This window comes from Deinococcus psychrotolerans (genome assembly GCF_003860465.1).
In the GTDB taxonomy this organism is placed as follows: Bacteria; Deinococcota; Deinococci; order Deinococcales; family Deinococcaceae; genus Deinococcus; species Deinococcus psychrotolerans.
On record NZ_CP034183.1, the window covers coordinates 1,882,165 to 1,900,424 of the forward strand.

Consider the following 18,260-nt stretch of genomic DNA (forward strand, 5'->3'; position numbering starts at 1 on the left):
GGTTCAGGGATAGACGGTTGGTGGCTTGCCGCGCCGTAGCCGCTGCCAAAGCACCCACACTACCAAAGCGGCAGAGAGAACAGGCAGAACAGATTGGAACGTGGCTTGGAGGCCATCCGAAAGCCCCTCAACTGATAAACTTCCTCCTATCCCAACCAGCACAAATACACCGACCAGCACAGCATTGCCCACACTGACCCACCAAGCTTCACGTCCCCACCAGTGAGCCAGACGCGGCGGTATTAGTAGGGGCGCACCAGTGAGCAACAGCCGAGCGAGTTCACCGAACGCACTGACAATGAATGGCACCCAACTGTCGTTGGTGGTCGGACAGCAATTCGTCGGGAAGAGCAGCGCTGTAGCCACCAGCACCATGCCTAAACCCATCCCTAGACCACCCACTATCCGGCTACTCGGCAACTTAAAGGTGGTGAGTAGCAATGTGAGACCACCCACAAGAAAAGCAAGAAAGCAGCCCAGAATGAAGCCAAGTGGTTGAGGCAGCGTCGGTGGACTGGACGGCTCTTTTTGCAGGTTGGGCGGCTTAAGTGTCAACGTAGCAGGCATCACTACCACTTCGCCGCCCAGTTTGGGCCAAACAGTGACTTGGTAGCCTTCCTCAGTATCGGGACGGAATGTGATGAGACTCTTCTCAATGGCCGCGCTGTTGCCCGCTGCCACCAAGTCCACTTCAACACAACCTTTGCCTTCCCATTCAGGTTGGAGGCGTTCAAGATTGTTCACTTTGTAAATCTCTATGGCCGTGACGCAACTTCGGGCTGTATTTTGGGCTGCAACTTGGTACGCCGCTGCTTGAGCTTGAGCAAGCCACTGCGGGGAAGGGAGCCGGGGCTTGACCTTGGGCCTATTCGACTCGGTGCCAGTCCAGACTTTGCCGCTAATGTCTGTGACCGTCACTCTGAAGTCTCCAAGCTTGCCCGCGCCCAAGTTGACTCGGCTTCCAGCGACGGCAGGGCTGCTCGACTCGCCGTAATACGATTGGGCCATATCGAAGGCTGGGGAGTCGCAAGATAGCGGCCCAGTTAGCGTGTCAGCGAGGCTCGGCTCCCTGACTTCCGCGACTGCAATTGAGGTAATGCAGCCTTGCAGGTATCGTTGCGCTTCCAGTGGGACGTTTAGACCGGCCGCCTGCGAGAGTGATCCGATCAAGAGGAGCAATACGGCCAAGCTTGGCAACAGCATCTTCATGGAGCGAATCGAGCGCTGACCGAACTGGCCTCAATCTGACTCACCCCACCTGCTCCGCTTCAAACACCCGATTTGGCCGATTATATTCGTCCTGCGCGGCCACCAGCTGAATTTCACGGCTGTCAGCGGCGTGGGTGATTTCTAGCAGGGCATACAAAGCGCTGGTCGCCAAGCTCAGCGCCTCGCCCGCTTGGTTGCTGCTCAGGTATTGCCCCAGAAACAGCGCGGCGATGGCGTCCCCGGTGCCGTTGCGCGGCGGCTCAAGCGGCAGCAGCGGCGTGGAGCACAACCAAGCGCCCTCGGCGGTGACGGCGAGGGTTTCAATGCTCTCAGGTGATGCATCCGAACGCACCAAACTGGTCACGACCACCACGCGGGGGCCGCCCCCACGCATCCGCTCTCTGAGTTGGCGAGAAGCCTTCAGGGCGTCTTCCAGCGTCTCTATCTTCTGGCCTGTCAGCAGTTCCAGCTCAAATTGGTTGGGCGTCAGAATGTCGGCCTCGGGAATGGCCAGCGCCGTGATGCGCTCCGGCAACTCGGGCCGCACGAACACGCCGCGCCCGTAATCGCCCATTACCGGGTCGCAGCAGTACAGGGCCTCGGGATTGGCGGCCCGAATCCGTTTCACCGCGTCCACCACCGCCGCCACCGTGCCCTCACTGCCCATGTAGCCGCTCAGCACCGCGCCGCACGTCGGTAGCACGCCTCTGGCTTCTATGCCGTCTATCAGCTCAGCCACCATTTCCGGCGCGAACACTGGCCCCGTCCAAGCACCGTAGCCGGTGTGGTTGGAAAACTGCACCGTGTTGATGGCCCACACCTCAAAGCCCAGCCGCTGAAGCGGAAACACGGCGGCGGCGTTGCCGACATGCCCGTAACTGACCCATGACTGAATAGAGAGGATATTTTGCGGCAAACTTGGGCGCTTGGTCATGGCACAAGAATAGCGCTGCTCAAGTCGGGTCAAGTCTGCTGAGCACCTGCACTTCGCGTTCGGGCGTCAGGGTAAACGGCACCGACTGGCGGCTCCACCAAGTTCGCGTGTCCCGCGCCGTGACTTCGGGAGCCGTCAGCGTGAAGCCCGCTTGGATGGCCCGGTCAAAGCTGACGTTCATGCGTCCCGCCTGCGGATCGGTGTCGGCCACATACAAGCTGAGTTCTTCGGTATCCAGCAGCGCCTGCTTGAGTGTGTCCGCATCTACCCAATGCACGTCCGTAGCGCCGCAGCGCCGCAAAAAATCGGCCCAGATCAGGCGCGGCCCCGCCAGATTGAAGACTCCAGAACGCCCGTCTGCGATCACCTTCAGCACAAATCGGGACACGTCGCGCACATCGGCAACTTGCAAATGATCGGAGCCGTCACCGGGAGCCAGCATCACGCCGCCCCTTGCTGCCCGCACCGCCCAGTACGGGTAACGCGGGTTGGCATCATGCGGGCCGACCACGATTTGAGGCCGTAGAATGGTGCAGGCGTCAGGGTAGAGGGCTTGCACGATCTGTTCGCAGGCGACTTTGAGTGGGCCGTAGGTTTCACCATTGATCTCGGTTATGTCTTCGGCAGCGGGCGCTTGCAAGGCCGACTGCTCGGTAATGGGCAGCGGACACGGCTCGGCGTAGACGGCCCGCGAGCTGATATACACGTAGCGCCCGACTTGCCCACTGAGCAGTTCGGCGCTGGCTCTGACCTGCTGGGGCAGGTAGCCGCTGACATCCACACAGGCGTCCCACTGGCGGCCCATCAACGCGGTCAGGCCCGATTTGCCCTGATCTCTGTCGCCGCGCAGGCGCTCGATTTCGGCAGGCAGCTCATCCGGCGACTGGCCCCGGTTAAAGACGCTGACTCGGTGCCCCGCCGCGAGGGCGGCTTCCACGGTGTGTCGCCCGATAAACTGAGTTCCACCGAGAATCAGCACGTTCACGGGCGCTTCGCCGTCACTGATCTACGATACTTTGCAAATCGGCGGCGCTGTAGCGCTGGGCTTTGAGCCGCTCGGCCCGCTGGACGGCGCACAGATCATCCACGGCGCGGTCCAAATCGTCGTTGACCACCACGTAGCGGAAATGGTGGGCTTCCAGGATTTCTTCGCGGGCGCGGGCCAGCCGCTTTTCAATTCGCTCGGGCGTCTCGGTGGCGCGGCCTTCCAAGCGGCGGCGCAACTCGGTGAGGCTCGGCGGCATGATGAAAATCAGCACCGCTTCGCTGGACTGGGCGGCCACCTGCATGGCTCCCAGCACTTCCACTTCCAAAATCACGTCTTGGCCGCGTGAGAGCGCTTCATCAATCGGGCCTTTGGGCGTGCCGTAGCGGTTGCCGACAAACTCGGCATGTTCCAAAAAGCCGCCGGACTGAGCGTGGGCTTCAAACTGCTCCGGCGTTACGAAGTGGTAATCGAGGCCGGGACGCTCTCCGCTGCGGGCGGGGCGGGTCGTCCACGACATCGAGTAAAAAACGTCTTGGTCGTTGAGCCATTTTTCGCGCAGGGTGCCTTTGCCCACCCCCGAAGCGCCGGTCATGACGATGAGCAAGCCGCGCTGAGGCTGATGCGTCAGGCGGCTTGCTGGCACGGGTTGCGGCATTGTTGGTGGGGTGCTATTAGAGGGGCTGGAGGGCGTAGGCCGTTCGGTGGTTTGGAGCGTTGCCGACATCTGAAAAGCATACCCCTTCTGACGCCGCCTCTGCACAGTCAAACGACTGGAACAGCGGTCGACTTTCAGGTCGAGTGGGTATCAGAAAATAGAGAAGGTGAACACAAGGAGACAGGCCTTACCTTCTTGCCAACTGCTTACCTTTTCCACCATGCCGCTGAGCCAATTTTGCAGTACAAAGTAGCGTTGCGACAATGAATAAAGTCGGCTAAAGTGGGAGCTATCTGAGACTCAGGAGGTGAAATATGAAGAAAACTATCCTCGCGTTGCTGGCCCTCGCTTTGGTCGGCGCAGCGTTTGCCAGCCCCACCGTCGATACCACCAAGCAAACCAACGGCGCTCGCAGCCTCTGGGCAAGCTAAGGCCACATTCCCCAACAAACCGAGATTGATTTCGACGCCCCCTTATTGGTGGGCGTTTTCTTTACACTCTATAAAAGTTCCCAACCGCAAATCGGCGGTCAGATTATTCCTGTTGCTGACCGGCTTTACTCTTCGTCCTCAAGGCCAGCGTCATCTTCAAGAGCGATTTCGGGCATTTGAGGCCGCACGAAGCGCAGGTAATCGAGCCAAGGCGGAGTGTGGCCGAGTTGACGCACCAAGAGGGCGATTTGAGCGGTATGGCGAACCTCATGGGTCATCACGTACCACAACAGTTGATCCAAAGTGGCGTTGGCCGAGGCCGGATCGTCTTGAACCAGCTTGACCGAAGCGCTGAAATCCGGTTGCGATTCCAGAAAATCCTGAGTACGCCTCTGCACCGCTTTGCCGTAATCCAAAATCCACGAAAGCTGGTACTGCTCGGCTTGCGGCCTGACCCAGTCGTGCTGAAAAGCGCTGGCCTCGAGGCCGTCTCCACGCGCAATCACATGCACCCAGTGGTCTTCGATGTCAATGACGTGCAGCAAGAGGTCTTTGATGTTGTGAAAGCGGTCGCCATCAATAAGGGCGGCATTCAGATCATCTTCCGGCAATGCACGCAAAAAATTCCACAGTTGCTCGCGTGCAGCAGCAAGGTACGTGTAATATTCGCGGACATTCATGGGGGTATTAGAGCATACTCGCTTGACTTATTCACTTGCGGTGTCCGGCCAAAGTCGCTTTCATCATTCAGCCAGCTTTTACTTAGGCACTTGCCAAGTCGGCCCGCCCGTCTTCCATCTGACCTACCAGGGGACGCAGCAGCGCCTCGGCCTGCAGCAAGGTGTCGAGGCGCACCAAAGCGTCACGCAACTCGCTCGGCAAAGGCTCAGCGCCCGCCAAGTAGCGCGGCAAAACTTTTCTCATCTGCTTCATGCCGCGCCATTCGCCATACCACTGGGCGTTCAAGCGGGTGTGGCGCAGCGCGGTAGACGCCCACGCCTTCAAATCAGGAAGCGCAAAACCGTCTTCCAGCAGTTCGCTGAAAATCCACGGCTGGCCCACCGCGCCGCGCCCGATCATCACAGCGGCCACACCGGTTTTGAGGCGCTCACGGGCCTGCTCAGCGCTCAGTACGTCACCGCTGCCAATCACCGGCACGCGGACGCTGGCGGCCACTGCCGCAATCGCGTCCCAATCGGCCTGCCCGGTGTAGCGCTGGGCCGAGGTGCGCCCGTGAACGGTAATCAAGCTCACGCCCGCCGCCTCCAGACCCTGCGCGACTTCCACAGCGCGGTTGGTATCGAAGCCCAGCCGGATTTTGGCGCTCACGTCCAGCGGCACGGCCCCGCGCATGGCCGAGATCAGGGTGTAGGCCACTTCGGGCGTTTGGAGGAGGCAGGCTCCGCCTTTGCCGCGCACTTTGGGCACGGGGCAGCCCATGTTGAGGTCGATGGCGGCGGCATCGAACCACTCTGCGGCTTTGCGGGAGGCTTCGGCCAAGATGTCAGGGTCGGCTCCGAAAAGCTGCACCACGCGGCCCACTTCACCTTTGTAGGGTTTGCCGATAATCAAATCGGCGTCCTCGTTGCCCAGCACCAGGCCGCGTGAGCTGATCATTTCACTGACCGTCCACAGCGCCCCGGCCTCGGCGCAGAGCTGGCGCATCGGGGCGTCGCTGTACCCGGCCATCGGGGCCAGCACCGCACCGGGAAACTGCGGCGTGCGGGCCTCTAAGCGCCGGGCATAAAAGCCGCGCTGGTTGGCAACGGGTGTAGAAAGGTCAGGAAGAACGGCGGTCATGCAAGCATGGTAGCAAGGAGGTCTTATTTGAAATGGAGTCAGGCAGCGGGCAGAAGTTCCGCACTGCGGGGTTATAGGTGGGCCGATCTCAGCCGCCAGTCAGGTCGCTCACCGTTCATTTCCCATAGCCGTTTGGTACGGAAACAGAGACAGGGGGCTCAGGGGGCCAGCACCTTACCCCCACCACCATATAAGCCCTTTTCACTTTTCATTTGACACCGAAGGGTATGCTGGTGGGGTCTTAAAGTTCGTCCGCGCTCGTATTTCCCCTGTGTAGGGTGCTTCCTTATGCAGGAAGGGGAGGAATGACCCTTGAAGGTACAACCCGTCGCTCTGCACCACGCACCTTTGCTCCACCATCTGTACCAAGCCACACCCAGCTATTTCGCGCTGCTGGGCAGTCGGGTGCCGTCTCTGCAAGAAGTCACGCGGGACATCGAAACCGCGCTCTACGATTCGCGCCGCCACTTGGAGCTGCTCTATCAGGGCGGCGAAGCGGTGGGCAGCCTCGATTACAAACTCAATTACCCCTACGCGGGCGACGTGACCATCAATTTGCTGCTGATTCGCGGCGATATTCAGTCACGCGGGCTGGGCGAGCGGGTCGTGCGCGACCTGGAAAAGCGTCTGCCCGACAGTCGGCGGCTGCTGGCCAGCGTACTGGGCGACAACCAAAGGGCCGTCAAGTTCTGGGAGCGCCTCGGGTTTACTTTTGCCACCGACGCCCGCCCAGTCATGACCTGGTACGCCAAGCCGCTGCACTGCCAGCCCGAGCCGCAGCCTGCCGCGCTGAGCTGAGCGCTGACTTCGGGCAGCCCGGCGCTTTATCCTGAGCAGCATGATCGTCAAGTACGGCGGCAACGCCATGAAAAATGTGGAGCTGCGGCGCACGGTGGCCCACGAACTCGCCGCCCTTTGCCGTGAGCATTCGCTGGTGGTCGTTCACGGCGGCGGCCCCGTCATCGAACGCGAACTGGAGCGGCGCGGCCTGAGAAGTGAGTTCGTGCGCGGCCTGCGCGTCACCACGCCCGAAGCCATGCACGTCATTGAGATGGCGCTGGGACAGCTCAATAAAGAACTGTCTTACGAAATCGGCAGCGCGGTGGGCCTGATGGGCCACGACAGCAACTTGCTGGTGGCCGAGCCGCTGGGCGGTGAACTGGGAAGAGTCGGCAAAATCGTCAGTGTCAACGCCGAACTGCTCCGCAAGCTGCTCAGCGTCGGCCTGACGCCGGTGGTGGGCTGTGTGGCGGTGGACAAGAGAGGAGCAGCACTGAACATCAACGCCGATACAGTGGCGGGCGCAGTCGCCGGAGCGCTGAGGGAAGGCGTGATCTTTTTGACCGACGTGGACGGGGTGTACCGCCATTTTCCCGACGCTGCATCACTGGTGGAGCAGCTCAGCCGCGAGGAAGCCGAAGAAGGCATTGCGGAAGGCTGGATCGGCGGCGGGATGATTCCCAAAGTGCGGGCCGCCCTCGACGCCCTCAGGCGCGGCGCGGCCTACGCCACTATTGCCAGCGGGATGCAGGCGGGCGTACTGGAACGGGCGGCGGCGGGCCAAGCCGGAACGCGGGTGGTGCCGTGAGCACGTTGCTGCTGGCAAGGCATGGCCGCACCGCCCACAACAGCGCCGGTAAAATACAGGGCCGTTCTCAGGTGCCTTTGGACGAAACGGGTCAGGCGCAGGCGGGGCAACTGGCCAGCCACATCGCCGCGTTGGAGAGCCGCCCCAGCCAAATCTGGGCCAGCGATTTGCTGCGGGCCGAGCAGACGGCGGGCGAGGTGGCCGCACGGCTCGGTTTGCCTATCACCACCGATGTAAGGCTGCGCGAACAGGAATTTGGCGAGCACGAAGGCCACCTGCTCAGCGAACTTTTGGCCGAGAATCCCCGGTTTGCCGAGGCCTGGACGCAGGATTTCAGCTTGCTGCACCCGCCCGGCGGCGAGAGCTTTGCCCAGACCACCGCGCGGATGCTGGACTGGTTTGAGACGGCCCGCCCCCGAAAGGCCGGTGAAGTGGTGCTGGCGGTGTCACACGGCCTTGCTCTCACGGGCCTACTGTGTGCGCTGAGCGGGTTGACTCCGCGTGAAGCCATGCGGCAGGAGTTGTTTCGCCATGCCAACGCCGCTTATACCGTCCTGACTTTGGACACCGAGTCCGGCGAGGTCTTGGCGTGCAGCGCGGTTCAAAGTGCACATCTGATTCCACTTACCACCAGTTGACTGCGATTTGGCTGACTGGGCTTGTCTGACTGGCCTTCTTACCTCAAGCGGCCAAAGACAGGATAAATTGGCTAAATGCTAAAAAGGAATCTGCTGCTGAGCGCCGCTTTGCTCAGCGCTTCTGCGGCCAGCGCTCAAAAGACCACTCTTGAATTCTGGACCATCTCGCTCGCGCCGCTGTTTAACGACGAGATGAACCGCTTGTCTACCCAGTTTGAAAAAGAAAACCCCACTGTAGAAGTGAAATGGGTGGACGTGCCCGCCACCGCCATCGAGCAAAAGCTGCTGGCTGCCGTCGCCGCTGGCCGCCCGCCCGCCGTGGTGAATCTCAGCAGCGACATGACGGTGAAAATGGTGCAGCAGGGCGCACTGGAAGCCATGCCGCTCAGTGACGCCCAGAAGAAACTCTATTTCGCCTCGCCGCTGTCCACTTTTACTTTTGACAACAAAGTCTACGGCACGCCGTGGTACTGGGCACCCAAAGTCGTCGCTTACAACACCGACATTTTTAAGAAAGCCGGACTCGATCCCAACAAACCCCCACTGACCATTCAAACCATGATCGCCGCCGCCAAGCAAGTCAAAGACAAAACCGGCTTGTACGGCTTTATGCCCAACATCAACGGCACGGGCCTGCTGTACTTGTTTCAAGAAGCAGGCTTACCGATTTTAAGTGGCGACAAGAGCAAAGCCGTCTTCAATTCGGACAAGCACATTCAGCTTCTCCAAACCTATGTTGACCTCTACAAAAGAGGCTATATCCCTGAAGACACCATGCGGCGCGGCTATGTGGGGGCCACCGAGCTGTATTCCTCGGGCAAACTGGCGATGCTGATTACTGGGCCGCAGTTTATTTTGCGGGTCGCCAACGACAACAAAGATGTCTATAATTTGACCAAAGTCGCGCCTTACCCCATTAACATTGCTGGAAACTTGATTCATACGCCACTGATGGGAATGGTGATTCCCAAGGGCGTGAAAGACAAAGAACTGTCCCAGAAATTGGCTCTCTTTTTAACCAACGACACCAATCAACTGGCTTTTTCCAAAGTGACCCAGACGACCTTTCCTTCGACGGTCAAAGCCAGCGGCGACAAGTATTTCAAAGCGGGCGGCACCAACGCCACCGATCAAGGCCGACTGGTCAGCAGCAAAGAACTCAAAAAAGCCAAAGACTTGACTTTGATCTATCCTGACGCCTCCAAGCTCAACAAAGTCTTCAAAGATAATGTCGAAGCGGCCATGTTGGGTCAGAAAACGGCCAAAGCGGCGCTCGACGATATTGTGAAAGCCTGGAACGCCAGTTTGTGATTGGACTTGTGGGAAAGGGAGGAAAGAAGGTACTCCTTACCGCTGCCCTTCTTCTCACGCCCGCCCTGGCTGCGCCTGCCGCTCTGACTCCTGTGCTGGACGCGCTGGCGGCCCAACCCAGCAAAGTGCTGATTCCCGCGCCGCAGAAAGCTGAGTTTTCCGCCGGAGTATTGCCGCTCACGAATCTGGGCCTCAAATTGGTGGGGAGCGCACCGGAACTGAGCTGGGCAGCGCGTGATTTGAAAGCCGAGTGGCAAACCCGCCTGGAGCAAAAATTAGCCGACAGTGGCAAGCTCAATATCACCATCGGCACCCGCGCAGACACCGAACTGGCGGCCAAAGCCAAAGCAGCGGGCCTGTATACCGAGCAGCCGGAAGGCTACGCGCTGTGGGTGGATGCTGGGGGAGCCTACATCGTCGGAGCCGATGCCAGGGGCGCGTATTACGGCGCTCAGACGCTGCGGCAACTGCTGACGCCTGCTGGGCTGCGCTTTGCCCGCATTCAGGACTTTCCGGGCCTGAAACAGCGTGTCGCCATGATCTACCTCGACTCGTACAGCAAAGGCGTCAATGACCGCCTGATTCCGATGCTGGCCGAACTCAAATACAACGCCGTGCTGATCATGAGCAATTACGTGCAGTGGGACGTGGCCAGAGCGGGCGGCTGGGCCTCAGCGGGCGGGGCAACCAAGGCGGAGGCGGCGCGGGTGGCCGACCTGGCCCGCAGCTACGGCCTGGAGCCGATTCCGCTGATCGAGACGCTGGGTCACGTCGCCTGGATGTTTCAGGGCGGCAAAAACCTAGATTTGGTGCAAGACCCGCAGTCTCAAAATCCCTACGCCTACGACACGCTCAACCCCGAAACGTACACTCGTGTGTTGTTTCCGGTGCTCAAGGAAGCGGTGGAAACCTTTAAGCCCAAGCAGATTCACCTCGGCCACGACGAAGTCAGAAACCGTGACCGTTTCCCAGCCCGTGAGAACGGCAAAGCGGTGGGCTTCGAGAAATTGTTCGTGGACGACACCATCAAGCTGCACGATTACCTGAAGTCTATGAACGTGGGCACGATCATCTGGCACGACGCCGCCTTTGCCGATTCGGTGGTGAGCAGCTTGCCCGCCCAGCTTCCCAAAGACCTGACCGTCGCTTCGTGGAACTACAATCCGGCTCCCGATTACCCCATTCTCAGCACCATCAAAGACGCTGGATTTACCGCTCTGGGCACGAGCTGGGGCGACCCGCTCAATACCGAGACGTATGCGGCGGCGGCGCTGAAACGTGGTGCAAATGGCATGATTCAGACCCGCTGGACGGGCTACTTCGGCAATCCCAGCATCTGGGACGGTCAGGCCGATCAGGGCGTCAATTATGTGCGCGGCGGCAACAGCTTTTGGAACCCCGCCGCCAAACCGCTGGCCGAAGTGGACCCCACATTGGCCGAAACGACTTACCGCGACCTCTACGCGCCGACGCCTTACGCTCAGCACGCCGGGCAACTGGTCGACCTCTCCAAACTGGTAACCCGCACGCTGGCCGACAACGACGAAAACGGCTGGATTCACAAGGGGCCAGACATCGATTTGTCAGGCTTGCCCACCGGAAATGTCAAAATTGGCGCGTACCGCTTTGCCATTAGCGGGGCGGTGATGCTCAAAGGTGCGAGAGGCGCGGCGTCGGATTTGCCCACGCAAGCCACCATTGAACTCAACCAGAAAGCTGCCCGCCTCGCCTTCCTGCACACCACGGGCTGGACCACTCCCGTCAACCGCGAGCTGATAGGCCGCTACGAAATCGCCTATGCCGATGGCAGCAAAATCGTGCAACCGCTGGAATATGGCCGCCACATCCGCGCCTGGACGGAACTGACGCCGAGCAGCATGGTGCAGGCTCCGGGCTGGCGCGGCCAAACCAAAGACGGGCTGGCCGTGAATCTGGGCGTGCTGGATTGGGTCAATCCCAAGCCCGATCAAGTGATTAAAACGGTGACGCTGATAAGCGAAAGCAAGCAGGCCAATCCGACGCTGGTGGGGCTGACAGTGGTGGGAAAGTGAAGTTGGGAGCAATCGCCACTCTAAAGGAAACAACTTGAGCTTAACCCGCCCCACCCCAACTCCCCTAAGCGCAGGCCGCCGCCGCACCATTCGCACCACGCTGCTGGCCTACGGCTTCATGCTGCCGTTTCTGGCGCTGCTGATGCTGTACCACACCTGGCCGGTCATCTTCGGCACGTATCTGGCCTTTACCAAATACAACATCATCTCGCCGCCAGAGTTTGTCGGGCTGGACAATTTCCGCGAACTCATCAAGGATCAGCAATTCTGGAGCGGCGTCGTCAACAGCCTCAAATACCTGCTGGTGGTGCCGTTTATTCAGCTTCTCAGCATTGGCGTGGCGATGCTGGTCAACCGTCCCCTCAAAGGCATCGGCTTTTTTCGCACTGCCTACTACGTGCCCGTCGTAACTTCGTTCGCGGTGGTCGGTCTGATCTGGACATGGATGTACCAGCAGTCCGGCCCGGTCAACTTCGTGCTGATGCACCTCGGCCTGATGCAGCGCGACAGCAGCCTACTCAACAACCCCGGCTCAGCGCTCTACGCGGTAATGTTCGTGACGCTGTGGAAGGGCATCGGCTATTACATGGTGCTGTATTTAGCGGGCCTGCAAAGCATCGGGCGGGAGCTGGAAGAAGCGGCGGTGATCGACGGAGCCACGCGCTGGCAGGTCTTTGTAAATATCACCTTGCCGGGCCTGCGCCCCACCATTTTGGTGTGCAGCCTGATGAGCACCATCAGCGCCGTCAAAGTCTTTGAGGAAATCTTCGTGATGACGCAGGGCGGGCCAGTCGGCAGCACCTATACGGCTCTGTTTTTCAATTATGCCAAGGCCTTTCAGGACTTCCGCTATGGCTACGCGGCGGCGGCAGGCATCGTGGTGGCGGTCATCAGCCTGGTGTTTGGGCTGATCAACTTCAAGATGACTCGCGGCGGGCGGGTGGACGGTTAAATGACCACTTCTCCCAAGACTGACCCCACCACCTCTCCCCAGGCCGCTCATCTCAGAGCGCAGAAACGGCGGCGCACGCGCCTGCATAATTTCGCGGCCTACACGGTGCTGACCACCATCGCGCTGGTGATGCTCTACCCGTTTTACTGGACGCTGATTACCAGTTTGGAGCCGACCGGCAACATCTACGAGGCCAAGCTGCTGCCCAGCGGCCTCAGCCTCAAGAATTACGCGGCAGTGCTGAGCGGCACCACCGTTCCTTTTTTGCGGATGGTGCTCAACAGCGTCGTGATTTGCACGGTGGGCGTGATTGCCAGCGTCACTTTTGCGGCACTGGCGGCCTACCCCCTTGCCAAAATGCGCTTTCCGGGCCGCGACCTGATTTTTTACGCCATCCTTGCTCTAGTGGTGCTGCCCAACGAAGCGGGCCTCATCGTCAATTACATCACCACCATCAAGCTGGGTCTACTCGAACAGCGCGGCCCTGTCTGGGACACCATTACCCAGTACGCCGCCATCGTGCTGCCGAGCGTGGCGAGTATCATCGGGCTGTTTCTGATTCGTCAGGCGTACATGGGCGTGCCAATCGAGCTGATCGAGGCCGCCCGCATCGACGGCGCAAAAGAGCTGACCATCTGGCGGCGGATCATGTTGCCGCTGTCGATGCCGACCATCGCGGCGTTTGCCATTCTGGAATTCGTGGCGCTGTGGAACAGCTTTCTGTGGGCGCGGATTTTGCCGCTTGACCCGCAAATGCTGCCGCTCTCGGCGGGGCTGCTGGAGTTATCGGGTACTTTTGCGACCAACAGTCGGGCGACCATGGCAGGCGCAGTACTGGTGATTATTCCAATTTTAATTGTGTTCGCCTCGCTGCAACGCTACTTTATGAAGGGGATCGAGGGCGCGGTGAAGGGGTAAACGCATGAAAACTTGGCCTTTATTGGGATTGGCGGCGCTGGCGTTGACGGGTTGTCAGGGTGGGCCGACCACTCAAACAGTACTGCTGGACGTAACCAAAGTGGCGTTCACCGACCGCATCGGAGCCAGCGAAGACTTGCCGATCAAAGTCACGGTTTTGGTGGGTGATTGCCTCAAATTCAAGAGCCTTGAAGTGCAGCAGCGCACGAAGACGTCACTCAAGCTGCTCGCGCAGGGCAGCGAAAAAACTGGCAAGAACGTGGTTTGCCTCGCCTACGCCGCCTACCAAGACGTGATTTATGCTGACACTGACACTGACAATCCCGCCCGCTCTAATCCTTTTGAAGTCTTCGTCAACGGCAAATCGTATGGCATGGTCACAGTCAACCCGTAAGCCAGTAGGGAGGTCAACGGTGAATCTCAAGAGGATGTTTCTACTGATGACGCTCGGCCTGAGCGCCTGTCAAACCAAACCAAGCGGGGCGAGTAGTCCGCCGGTTGCGCTGGAAGTGCTTGACGTGAAGCTGCCCGACAGCGTGGGAGCCCGTGAAGCGCTCACGGTCACGGTCAGTGTGGCTGATGGCGGCTGCTATCACTTCACCAACTTTGAAGCCAAGCGGCGCAGTGCCAGCCGATTGGCCTTCTCTGTTCAGGGACGTCCACTGGCCGGAAGCGTCGGCTGCCCGCCCGTCACGGGCCGTGTAGCGGAGATCTACACCGATCCCGGCACGCCCGCCCGAACCAATCCCTTCGAGGTCTTCGTCAACGGCAAGTCTTACGGCACGGTCAATATCAAGTGAACTTCCCGCTCAGCTTGCCCTACACCCACCTCCCCCAGCGCTGGGATGTGCTGATTGCGGGCGGCGGCACGGCGGGGGCCATTGCAGGCATAGCGGCGGCCCGCGAAGGCGCAAAAGTCCTGGTGCTGGAAGCGCAGGGCAGTCTGGGCGGCACCGGAACCAACGCCTGGGTTACGCCGCTGATGAAAAATGTTTCAGGGGGTGTCAATCTCAACCGGGGCCTGACTGATCAGCTCAAAGCCCGCCTGCTCTCACGCGGCGACGGCGCACATGACGGGGGCGGCAACGACAACTGGTTTAACCCCGAGGGCCTCAAGTATGTGCTGGAGCGCATGCTTATAGAAGCGGGCGGCGAGGTGCTGTATCACACCAACGTGGTTGCGCCGATTGTGAAGGATGAGCGCATCACTTCGCTGGTCATTCACAACAAAGGCAGCTTGCAGGCCATCAGCGCCGACGCCTTTATCGACGCCACCGGAGACGCGGACGTGGCAGCGGCGGCGGGCGTCCCCTTTCACGCCGGAGACGAGGACGGCCTGCACCAGGCCATGAGCCTGCGCTTCTCGCTGGCAGGGGTGGACTTGGAGCGGCTGTGCGCTTTCCTGACCCAAAACGGCCAGTGGCAAGAATCGCCGCGCTTCATGCACTTCTGGATGGTCTGGAACAAAAAGAGCAGCCTGGAACCGCTGTTTCGGCAAGCCATTTCAGACGGCGTGCTGGAAGAGCGCGACGGCGATTACTTCCAAGCGTTCAGCGTGCCGGGCAGAGCCAGTGAGCTGAGTTTCAACTGCCCACGCATCCGGGCCGACCTCAACGACGGCGCAAATCCCTGGCATTTGTCAGCAGCCCAAACAGACGGGCGGGAGAGCATTGAGCGGCTCATCAACTTTTGCCGCCTGTACTTGCCGGGCTGCGAGGACGCTTATCTGGGAACCTACGCCCCGATGGTCGGCGTGCGCGAGACACGGCGCATTGTGGGTGACTACACTCTGACCCTCACCGATATTCTGGAATGCCGCAAGTTTGAAGACAGCATCTGCAAAAACCATTACCCGGTGGATATTCACAGCGTCAAAGGCGGGGCCAAACTCCTGCACGAACGTGAGGGCACCGCGCCTTACTTTGCCGCCGACGCTTATCACGAGATTCCTTACCGGGCGATTGTGCCGCAGGGCATTTCCAATCTGCTGGTGCCGGGAAGATCGGCCAGCAGCAGCTTCGAGGCGCAGAGTTCTATCAGAGTGCAGCAAAACTGTCACAGCATGGGCGAAGCGGCGGGCGTGGCGGCGGCGTGGGCCGCGCGGGAGTACGGCGGCGACGTGCGGCGAGTTGGGGGCGCAGCTTTGCGGGAGCGGCTGCGCGAGTGGGGGGCCAACGTTTAAGCCAGATGCCCAGCTTTATGAGAGAATGCGGGTCAAATGGGGGAGAACCGATGACCGATGACCGCACTTTTTCAGTGGACGACCCGCACGCCGCGCCCAATATCGGCGGCGTGCCGTACAGCATCGAGCGGCGCACTTTTGCCCGTATTCCGTGTTTGGTGGAGCGGCCCAGCCTGCCGATTTGCGCCCTGCTGGTGGTCTATCACGGCGCGGGCGCGGCCAAGGAAGGCAAGCTCGGCGTCTACTCGCCGCTGACCGCTCAGGGCGTGGCCGTCATCATCCCCGACGCGCCGCTGCACGGTGAAAGGGCGCTCAACCAGACGGGCCTCAACCACCGCGAGTTTGTCTGGGAAAGTGCCCGCCGCAGCGTGGCCGAGGCCGAGGCGTTTTTCACGGTGCTGCAAGACGAATTCGGCCCCAAACCCAATAGCAGGCTCCCCCTCTTTGTGGCGGGCAGCAGCATGGGCGGCTACGTGGCGCTAACCCTCGCCCGCAAGGAAAAACGCATCGGCGGCGCGGCGGCGCTGATCACCTCCGGTGTCTGGGAAGAACCCAGCGTCAACGCCCCCGGCGTCCGCGTTTTTCTGGAAGCCCAGCGCCCCAACACCCACACCGAGGGCTTTGCGCCCACGCCTCTGCTGCTGCTCAGCGGCGACAGCGACCCGATTTTTCCTTTTGAGCAGCACCACGCCCCCACCGCCACCGCGCTGGCACGGGCTTACGAAACGGCAGGCTGCCCCGAGAAATTCAGCGCCCGCGTGTATCCAGGGGTGGGCCATTACACCAGCCAAAACATGCGCGGCGACGTGGTGACGTGGGTGACGGAGCTGCTCGGCGGGTGACGCGCCTGCTGCTGGTTCCGCCGGATACCCGCCCCGTGACCCTCAGCTTGCCGACTTTACTGGCCCAGATGGTGGGGGCTGAAGTCGGCGTGCCGCCCCAAAAAGCCCTGCCGTTTTTCTTCACGCCCGGCGACACCGGCAAGCTGCGCCAATGGCTGCTCAAAATGGCTCCCAGTTCGGACGTGCTGGTGGTCTGTCTGGAAACCCTGACGCTCGGCGGGATGATTCCGGCCCGCCGCGTCACGGACTCGCTGGCGGAAGTGCTGGCACGCTTAGAAGTGCTGAACGAAATCAAGACGCTCAATCCGCTTCTCAAGATTTACGCTTTCGGGGTGGTGGTGCGCGTCGCCCACGACAACGACCCGCACGAGGAGAAACCCTACTACGGCGAATGGGGCCACTGGCTGCGGGCTTACGGCGTGGCCGCTGACCGCCTCTCCCGGCACGGTGAAGGCGAGCGCCCCGCGCTGGAGCAGGCCCGCGCCGCCCTGCCGCCCGACATCCTCAGCGATTGGCTGGGCACCAGAAAGCGCAACCACGCCCTGCACCTCGCCGCGCTGGAGTTGGCGAAGTCGGGCGTCATCGAGCACCTCTGCCTGACGCTGGACGACACCGCCGAATACGGGCTGGCCGCGCTCGACCGCCGCGCCCTGGAGGGCCAAACCGACGCACTGGAACTCTGGAGCAAGGTGGACATCTACCCTGGAGCCGATGAGGTGCCGTGCGCCCTGATCGCCCGCGCCCTGAGTCCGGCGTCGCAACGCGCTTACGTGATTTACAGCGGCTTGGGCGGTCAAAACGCCGAGCTGATTTACGAAGACAGGCTCGCTGGCGAACTGATTCGCGCCCACCTGCGGGCGGCAGGCTGCCGAATTGCAGACACCCCCGCCGAGGCCGACTTCGTGCTGATGGTCAACACTCCCGGCAAGCGGCAAGCCAACCGCCAACCGGATTTTGCTAGCGTGGACACCGCTGAGCGCCACCTCCCTGCCTTTGTTGACCGTCTGACTGAGGAGCTGGCCGCCGGACGCCGTGTGGCGCTGGCCGATATCGCCTATCCCAACGGAGCCGAGCGGCGGCTGTGGGCCATGTTGCAAGGCTTGCCCCTTGCCAAGCTCGCCAGCTACTCGGCCTGGAATACAGCAGGAAACACGCTGGGCAGCGCCGTGGCGTTCGGCAAACTCTCCGGCAACATCGTCAGCCGCGCCGTGCAGGTTCAGGCTCTCTTTTCGCAGATGGTGGACGACGCGCTGTATCAGGCCTCCGTGCGCTCCGAGGTGCGGGGCAAGTTGGACGCGCCGAGTCCTTACGATTTGGGGGTGCAGCGAGCAGACGCCGAACAGCACTTGCAGGCCAGCATCACGCCGCAGATTTGGGCGCTGTGGGAACGGCATTTTGCCGACAGCGGCCTGAAGCTGGACGTAGGAGCGGCGCATTTGGCGTGGCCGAGACTGTTCACGGGCGTGTTTCCGCTGACGGTGAGCGAGTGAGTCGCTTATCCGCTCTGAGCGTCCGTTCCCGACTGCCGCAAGACTTGCCGACGCTCTACCGCTGGATGTACACCGAACAAAACCCCGAATGGCAGCGCTGGGACGGGCCGTATTTCGACAAAGAGTGCCCATTCCTGAGTTTTGAAGCCTACACCGAACGCGCCGACGCGAGTCCTTGGAATGAAGATCAGCAGATCGTGGCGCTAGGCGGCGAGTGCATCGGCTTTCTCAGCCGCTTCGAGGAGGCTCCCTCAGGCGGCGGCTGGTAAGA

General features: G+C 60.8%; 19 protein-coding genes. 13 read left to right on the forward strand and 6 right to left on the reverse strand.

Annotation, left to right across the window (positions count from 1 at the left end; translation table 11 throughout):
• Positions 1 to 3: 3 nt before the first annotated feature.
• From EHF33_RS09290 to EHF33_RS09315, 6 genes are all read right to left on the reverse strand, one after another.
• Complete coding sequence (locus tag EHF33_RS09290) at positions 4 to 744, reverse strand: hypothetical protein (protein WP_124870440.1); 741 nt, start codon at positions 742 to 744, stop codon at positions 4 to 6.
• A 505-nt stretch (positions 745 to 1,249) separates the two neighbouring features.
• Complete coding sequence (gene pdxY / locus EHF33_RS09295; RefSeq protein ID WP_124870443.1) at positions 1,250 to 2,143, reverse strand: pyridoxal kinase PdxY; 894 nt, start codon at positions 2,141 to 2,143, stop codon at positions 1,250 to 1,252.
• A 19-nt stretch (positions 2,144 to 2,162) separates the two neighbouring features.
• On the reverse strand, positions 2,163 to 3,128 hold the full coding sequence (locus tag EHF33_RS09300; RefSeq protein WP_124870446.1) for an NAD-dependent epimerase/dehydratase family protein: 966 nt from the start codon (positions 3,126 to 3,128) through the stop codon (positions 2,163 to 2,165).
• 13 nt (positions 3,129 to 3,141) lie between these two features.
• Entirely contained in the window at positions 3,142 to 3,786 is a 645-nt protein-coding gene (gmk, locus tag EHF33_RS09305; protein WP_124873030.1) for a guanylate kinase, read from the reverse strand.
• A gap of 556 nt (positions 3,787 to 4,342) precedes the next feature.
• Positions 4,343 to 4,897, reverse strand: coding sequence for a DinB family protein (locus tag EHF33_RS09310; RefSeq protein WP_124870449.1), 555 nt, complete (start codon positions 4,895 to 4,897; stop codon positions 4,343 to 4,345).
• An 82-nt stretch (positions 4,898 to 4,979) separates the two neighbouring features.
• Positions 4,980 to 6,017, reverse strand: coding sequence for a tRNA dihydrouridine synthase (locus EHF33_RS09315; RefSeq protein ID WP_241191117.1), 1,038 nt, complete (start codon positions 6,015 to 6,017; stop codon positions 4,980 to 4,982).
• 312 nt (positions 6,018 to 6,329) lie between these two features.
• Here EHF33_RS09315 and EHF33_RS09320 point away from each other — a divergent pair, with 312 nt between their 5' ends.
• The 13 genes from EHF33_RS09320 to EHF33_RS21445 all read left to right on the forward strand — a co-directional run bounded on the left by EHF33_RS09320 (position 6,330) and on the right by EHF33_RS21445 (position 18,258).
• Positions 6,330 to 6,815 carry a GNAT family N-acetyltransferase gene (locus EHF33_RS09320; protein WP_124870452.1) on the forward strand — a complete coding sequence of 162 codons (486 nt, stop codon included), beginning with the start codon at positions 6,330 to 6,332 and terminating at the stop codon, positions 6,813 to 6,815.
• Positions 6,816 to 6,855: 40 nt separating this feature from the next.
• On the forward strand, positions 6,856 to 7,605 hold the full coding sequence (gene argB / locus EHF33_RS09325) for an acetylglutamate kinase (RefSeq protein WP_124870455.1): 750 nt from the start codon (positions 6,856 to 6,858) through the stop codon (positions 7,603 to 7,605).
• A complete protein-coding gene (locus tag EHF33_RS09330) occupies positions 7,602 to 8,243 on the forward strand; it encodes a histidine phosphatase family protein (RefSeq protein ID WP_124870458.1) in 642 nt (213 codons plus the stop codon). Before argB ends, EHF33_RS09330 begins: the two co-directional genes overlap by 4 nt.
• Positions 8,244 to 8,318: 75 nt before the next feature.
• Positions 8,319 to 9,554, forward strand: coding sequence for an ABC transporter substrate-binding protein (locus EHF33_RS09335; protein ID WP_124870461.1), 1,236 nt, complete (start codon positions 8,319 to 8,321; stop codon positions 9,552 to 9,554).
• Entirely contained in the window at positions 9,551 to 11,605 is a 2,055-nt protein-coding gene (locus EHF33_RS09340) for a beta-N-acetylhexosaminidase (RefSeq protein ID WP_241191118.1), read from the forward strand. Before EHF33_RS09335 ends, EHF33_RS09340 begins: the two co-directional genes overlap by 4 nt.
• 118 nt (positions 11,606 to 11,723) lie before the next feature.
• Positions 11,724 to 12,557, forward strand: a complete 834-nt coding sequence (locus EHF33_RS09345; protein WP_124873036.1) for a carbohydrate ABC transporter permease — start codon at positions 11,724 to 11,726, stop codon at positions 12,555 to 12,557.
• On the forward strand, positions 12,558 to 13,475 hold the full coding sequence (locus tag EHF33_RS09350; RefSeq protein WP_124870464.1) for a carbohydrate ABC transporter permease: 918 nt from the start codon (positions 12,558 to 12,560) through the stop codon (positions 13,473 to 13,475). It abuts the gene before it with no gap.
• Between the two features lie 4 nt (positions 13,476 to 13,479).
• The gene (locus EHF33_RS09355; protein WP_124870467.1) at positions 13,480 to 13,869 is read left to right on the forward strand and encodes a hypothetical protein; all 390 of its coding nucleotides are present in this window, start codon (positions 13,480 to 13,482) and stop codon (positions 13,867 to 13,869) included.
• 19 nt (positions 13,870 to 13,888) lie between these two features.
• Positions 13,889 to 14,275: a hypothetical protein gene (locus EHF33_RS09360; protein WP_124870470.1), complete on the forward strand. Its 387-nt coding sequence runs from the start codon at positions 13,889 to 13,891 to the stop codon at positions 14,273 to 14,275.
• Complete coding sequence (locus EHF33_RS09365; protein ID WP_124870474.1) at positions 14,272 to 15,657, forward strand: FAD-dependent oxidoreductase; 1,386 nt, start codon at positions 14,272 to 14,274, stop codon at positions 15,655 to 15,657. The genes EHF33_RS09360 and EHF33_RS09365 overlap by 4 nt, the downstream gene beginning before the upstream one ends.
• A gap of 50 nt (positions 15,658 to 15,707) precedes the next feature.
• On the forward strand, positions 15,708 to 16,499 hold the full coding sequence (locus tag EHF33_RS09370) for an alpha/beta hydrolase (protein ID WP_124870477.1): 792 nt from the start codon (positions 15,708 to 15,710) through the stop codon (positions 16,497 to 16,499).
• Positions 16,496 to 17,989, forward strand: coding sequence for a DUF4127 family protein (locus EHF33_RS09375; protein WP_124870480.1), 1,494 nt, complete (start codon positions 16,496 to 16,498; stop codon positions 17,987 to 17,989). Before EHF33_RS09370 ends, EHF33_RS09375 begins: the two co-directional genes overlap by 4 nt.
• A complete protein-coding gene (locus EHF33_RS21445) occupies positions 17,986 to 18,258 on the forward strand; it encodes a hypothetical protein (RefSeq protein ID WP_241191119.1) in 273 nt (90 codons plus the stop codon). The genes EHF33_RS09375 and EHF33_RS21445 overlap by 4 nt, the downstream gene beginning before the upstream one ends.
• Positions 18,259 to 18,260 lie beyond the last annotated feature (2 nt).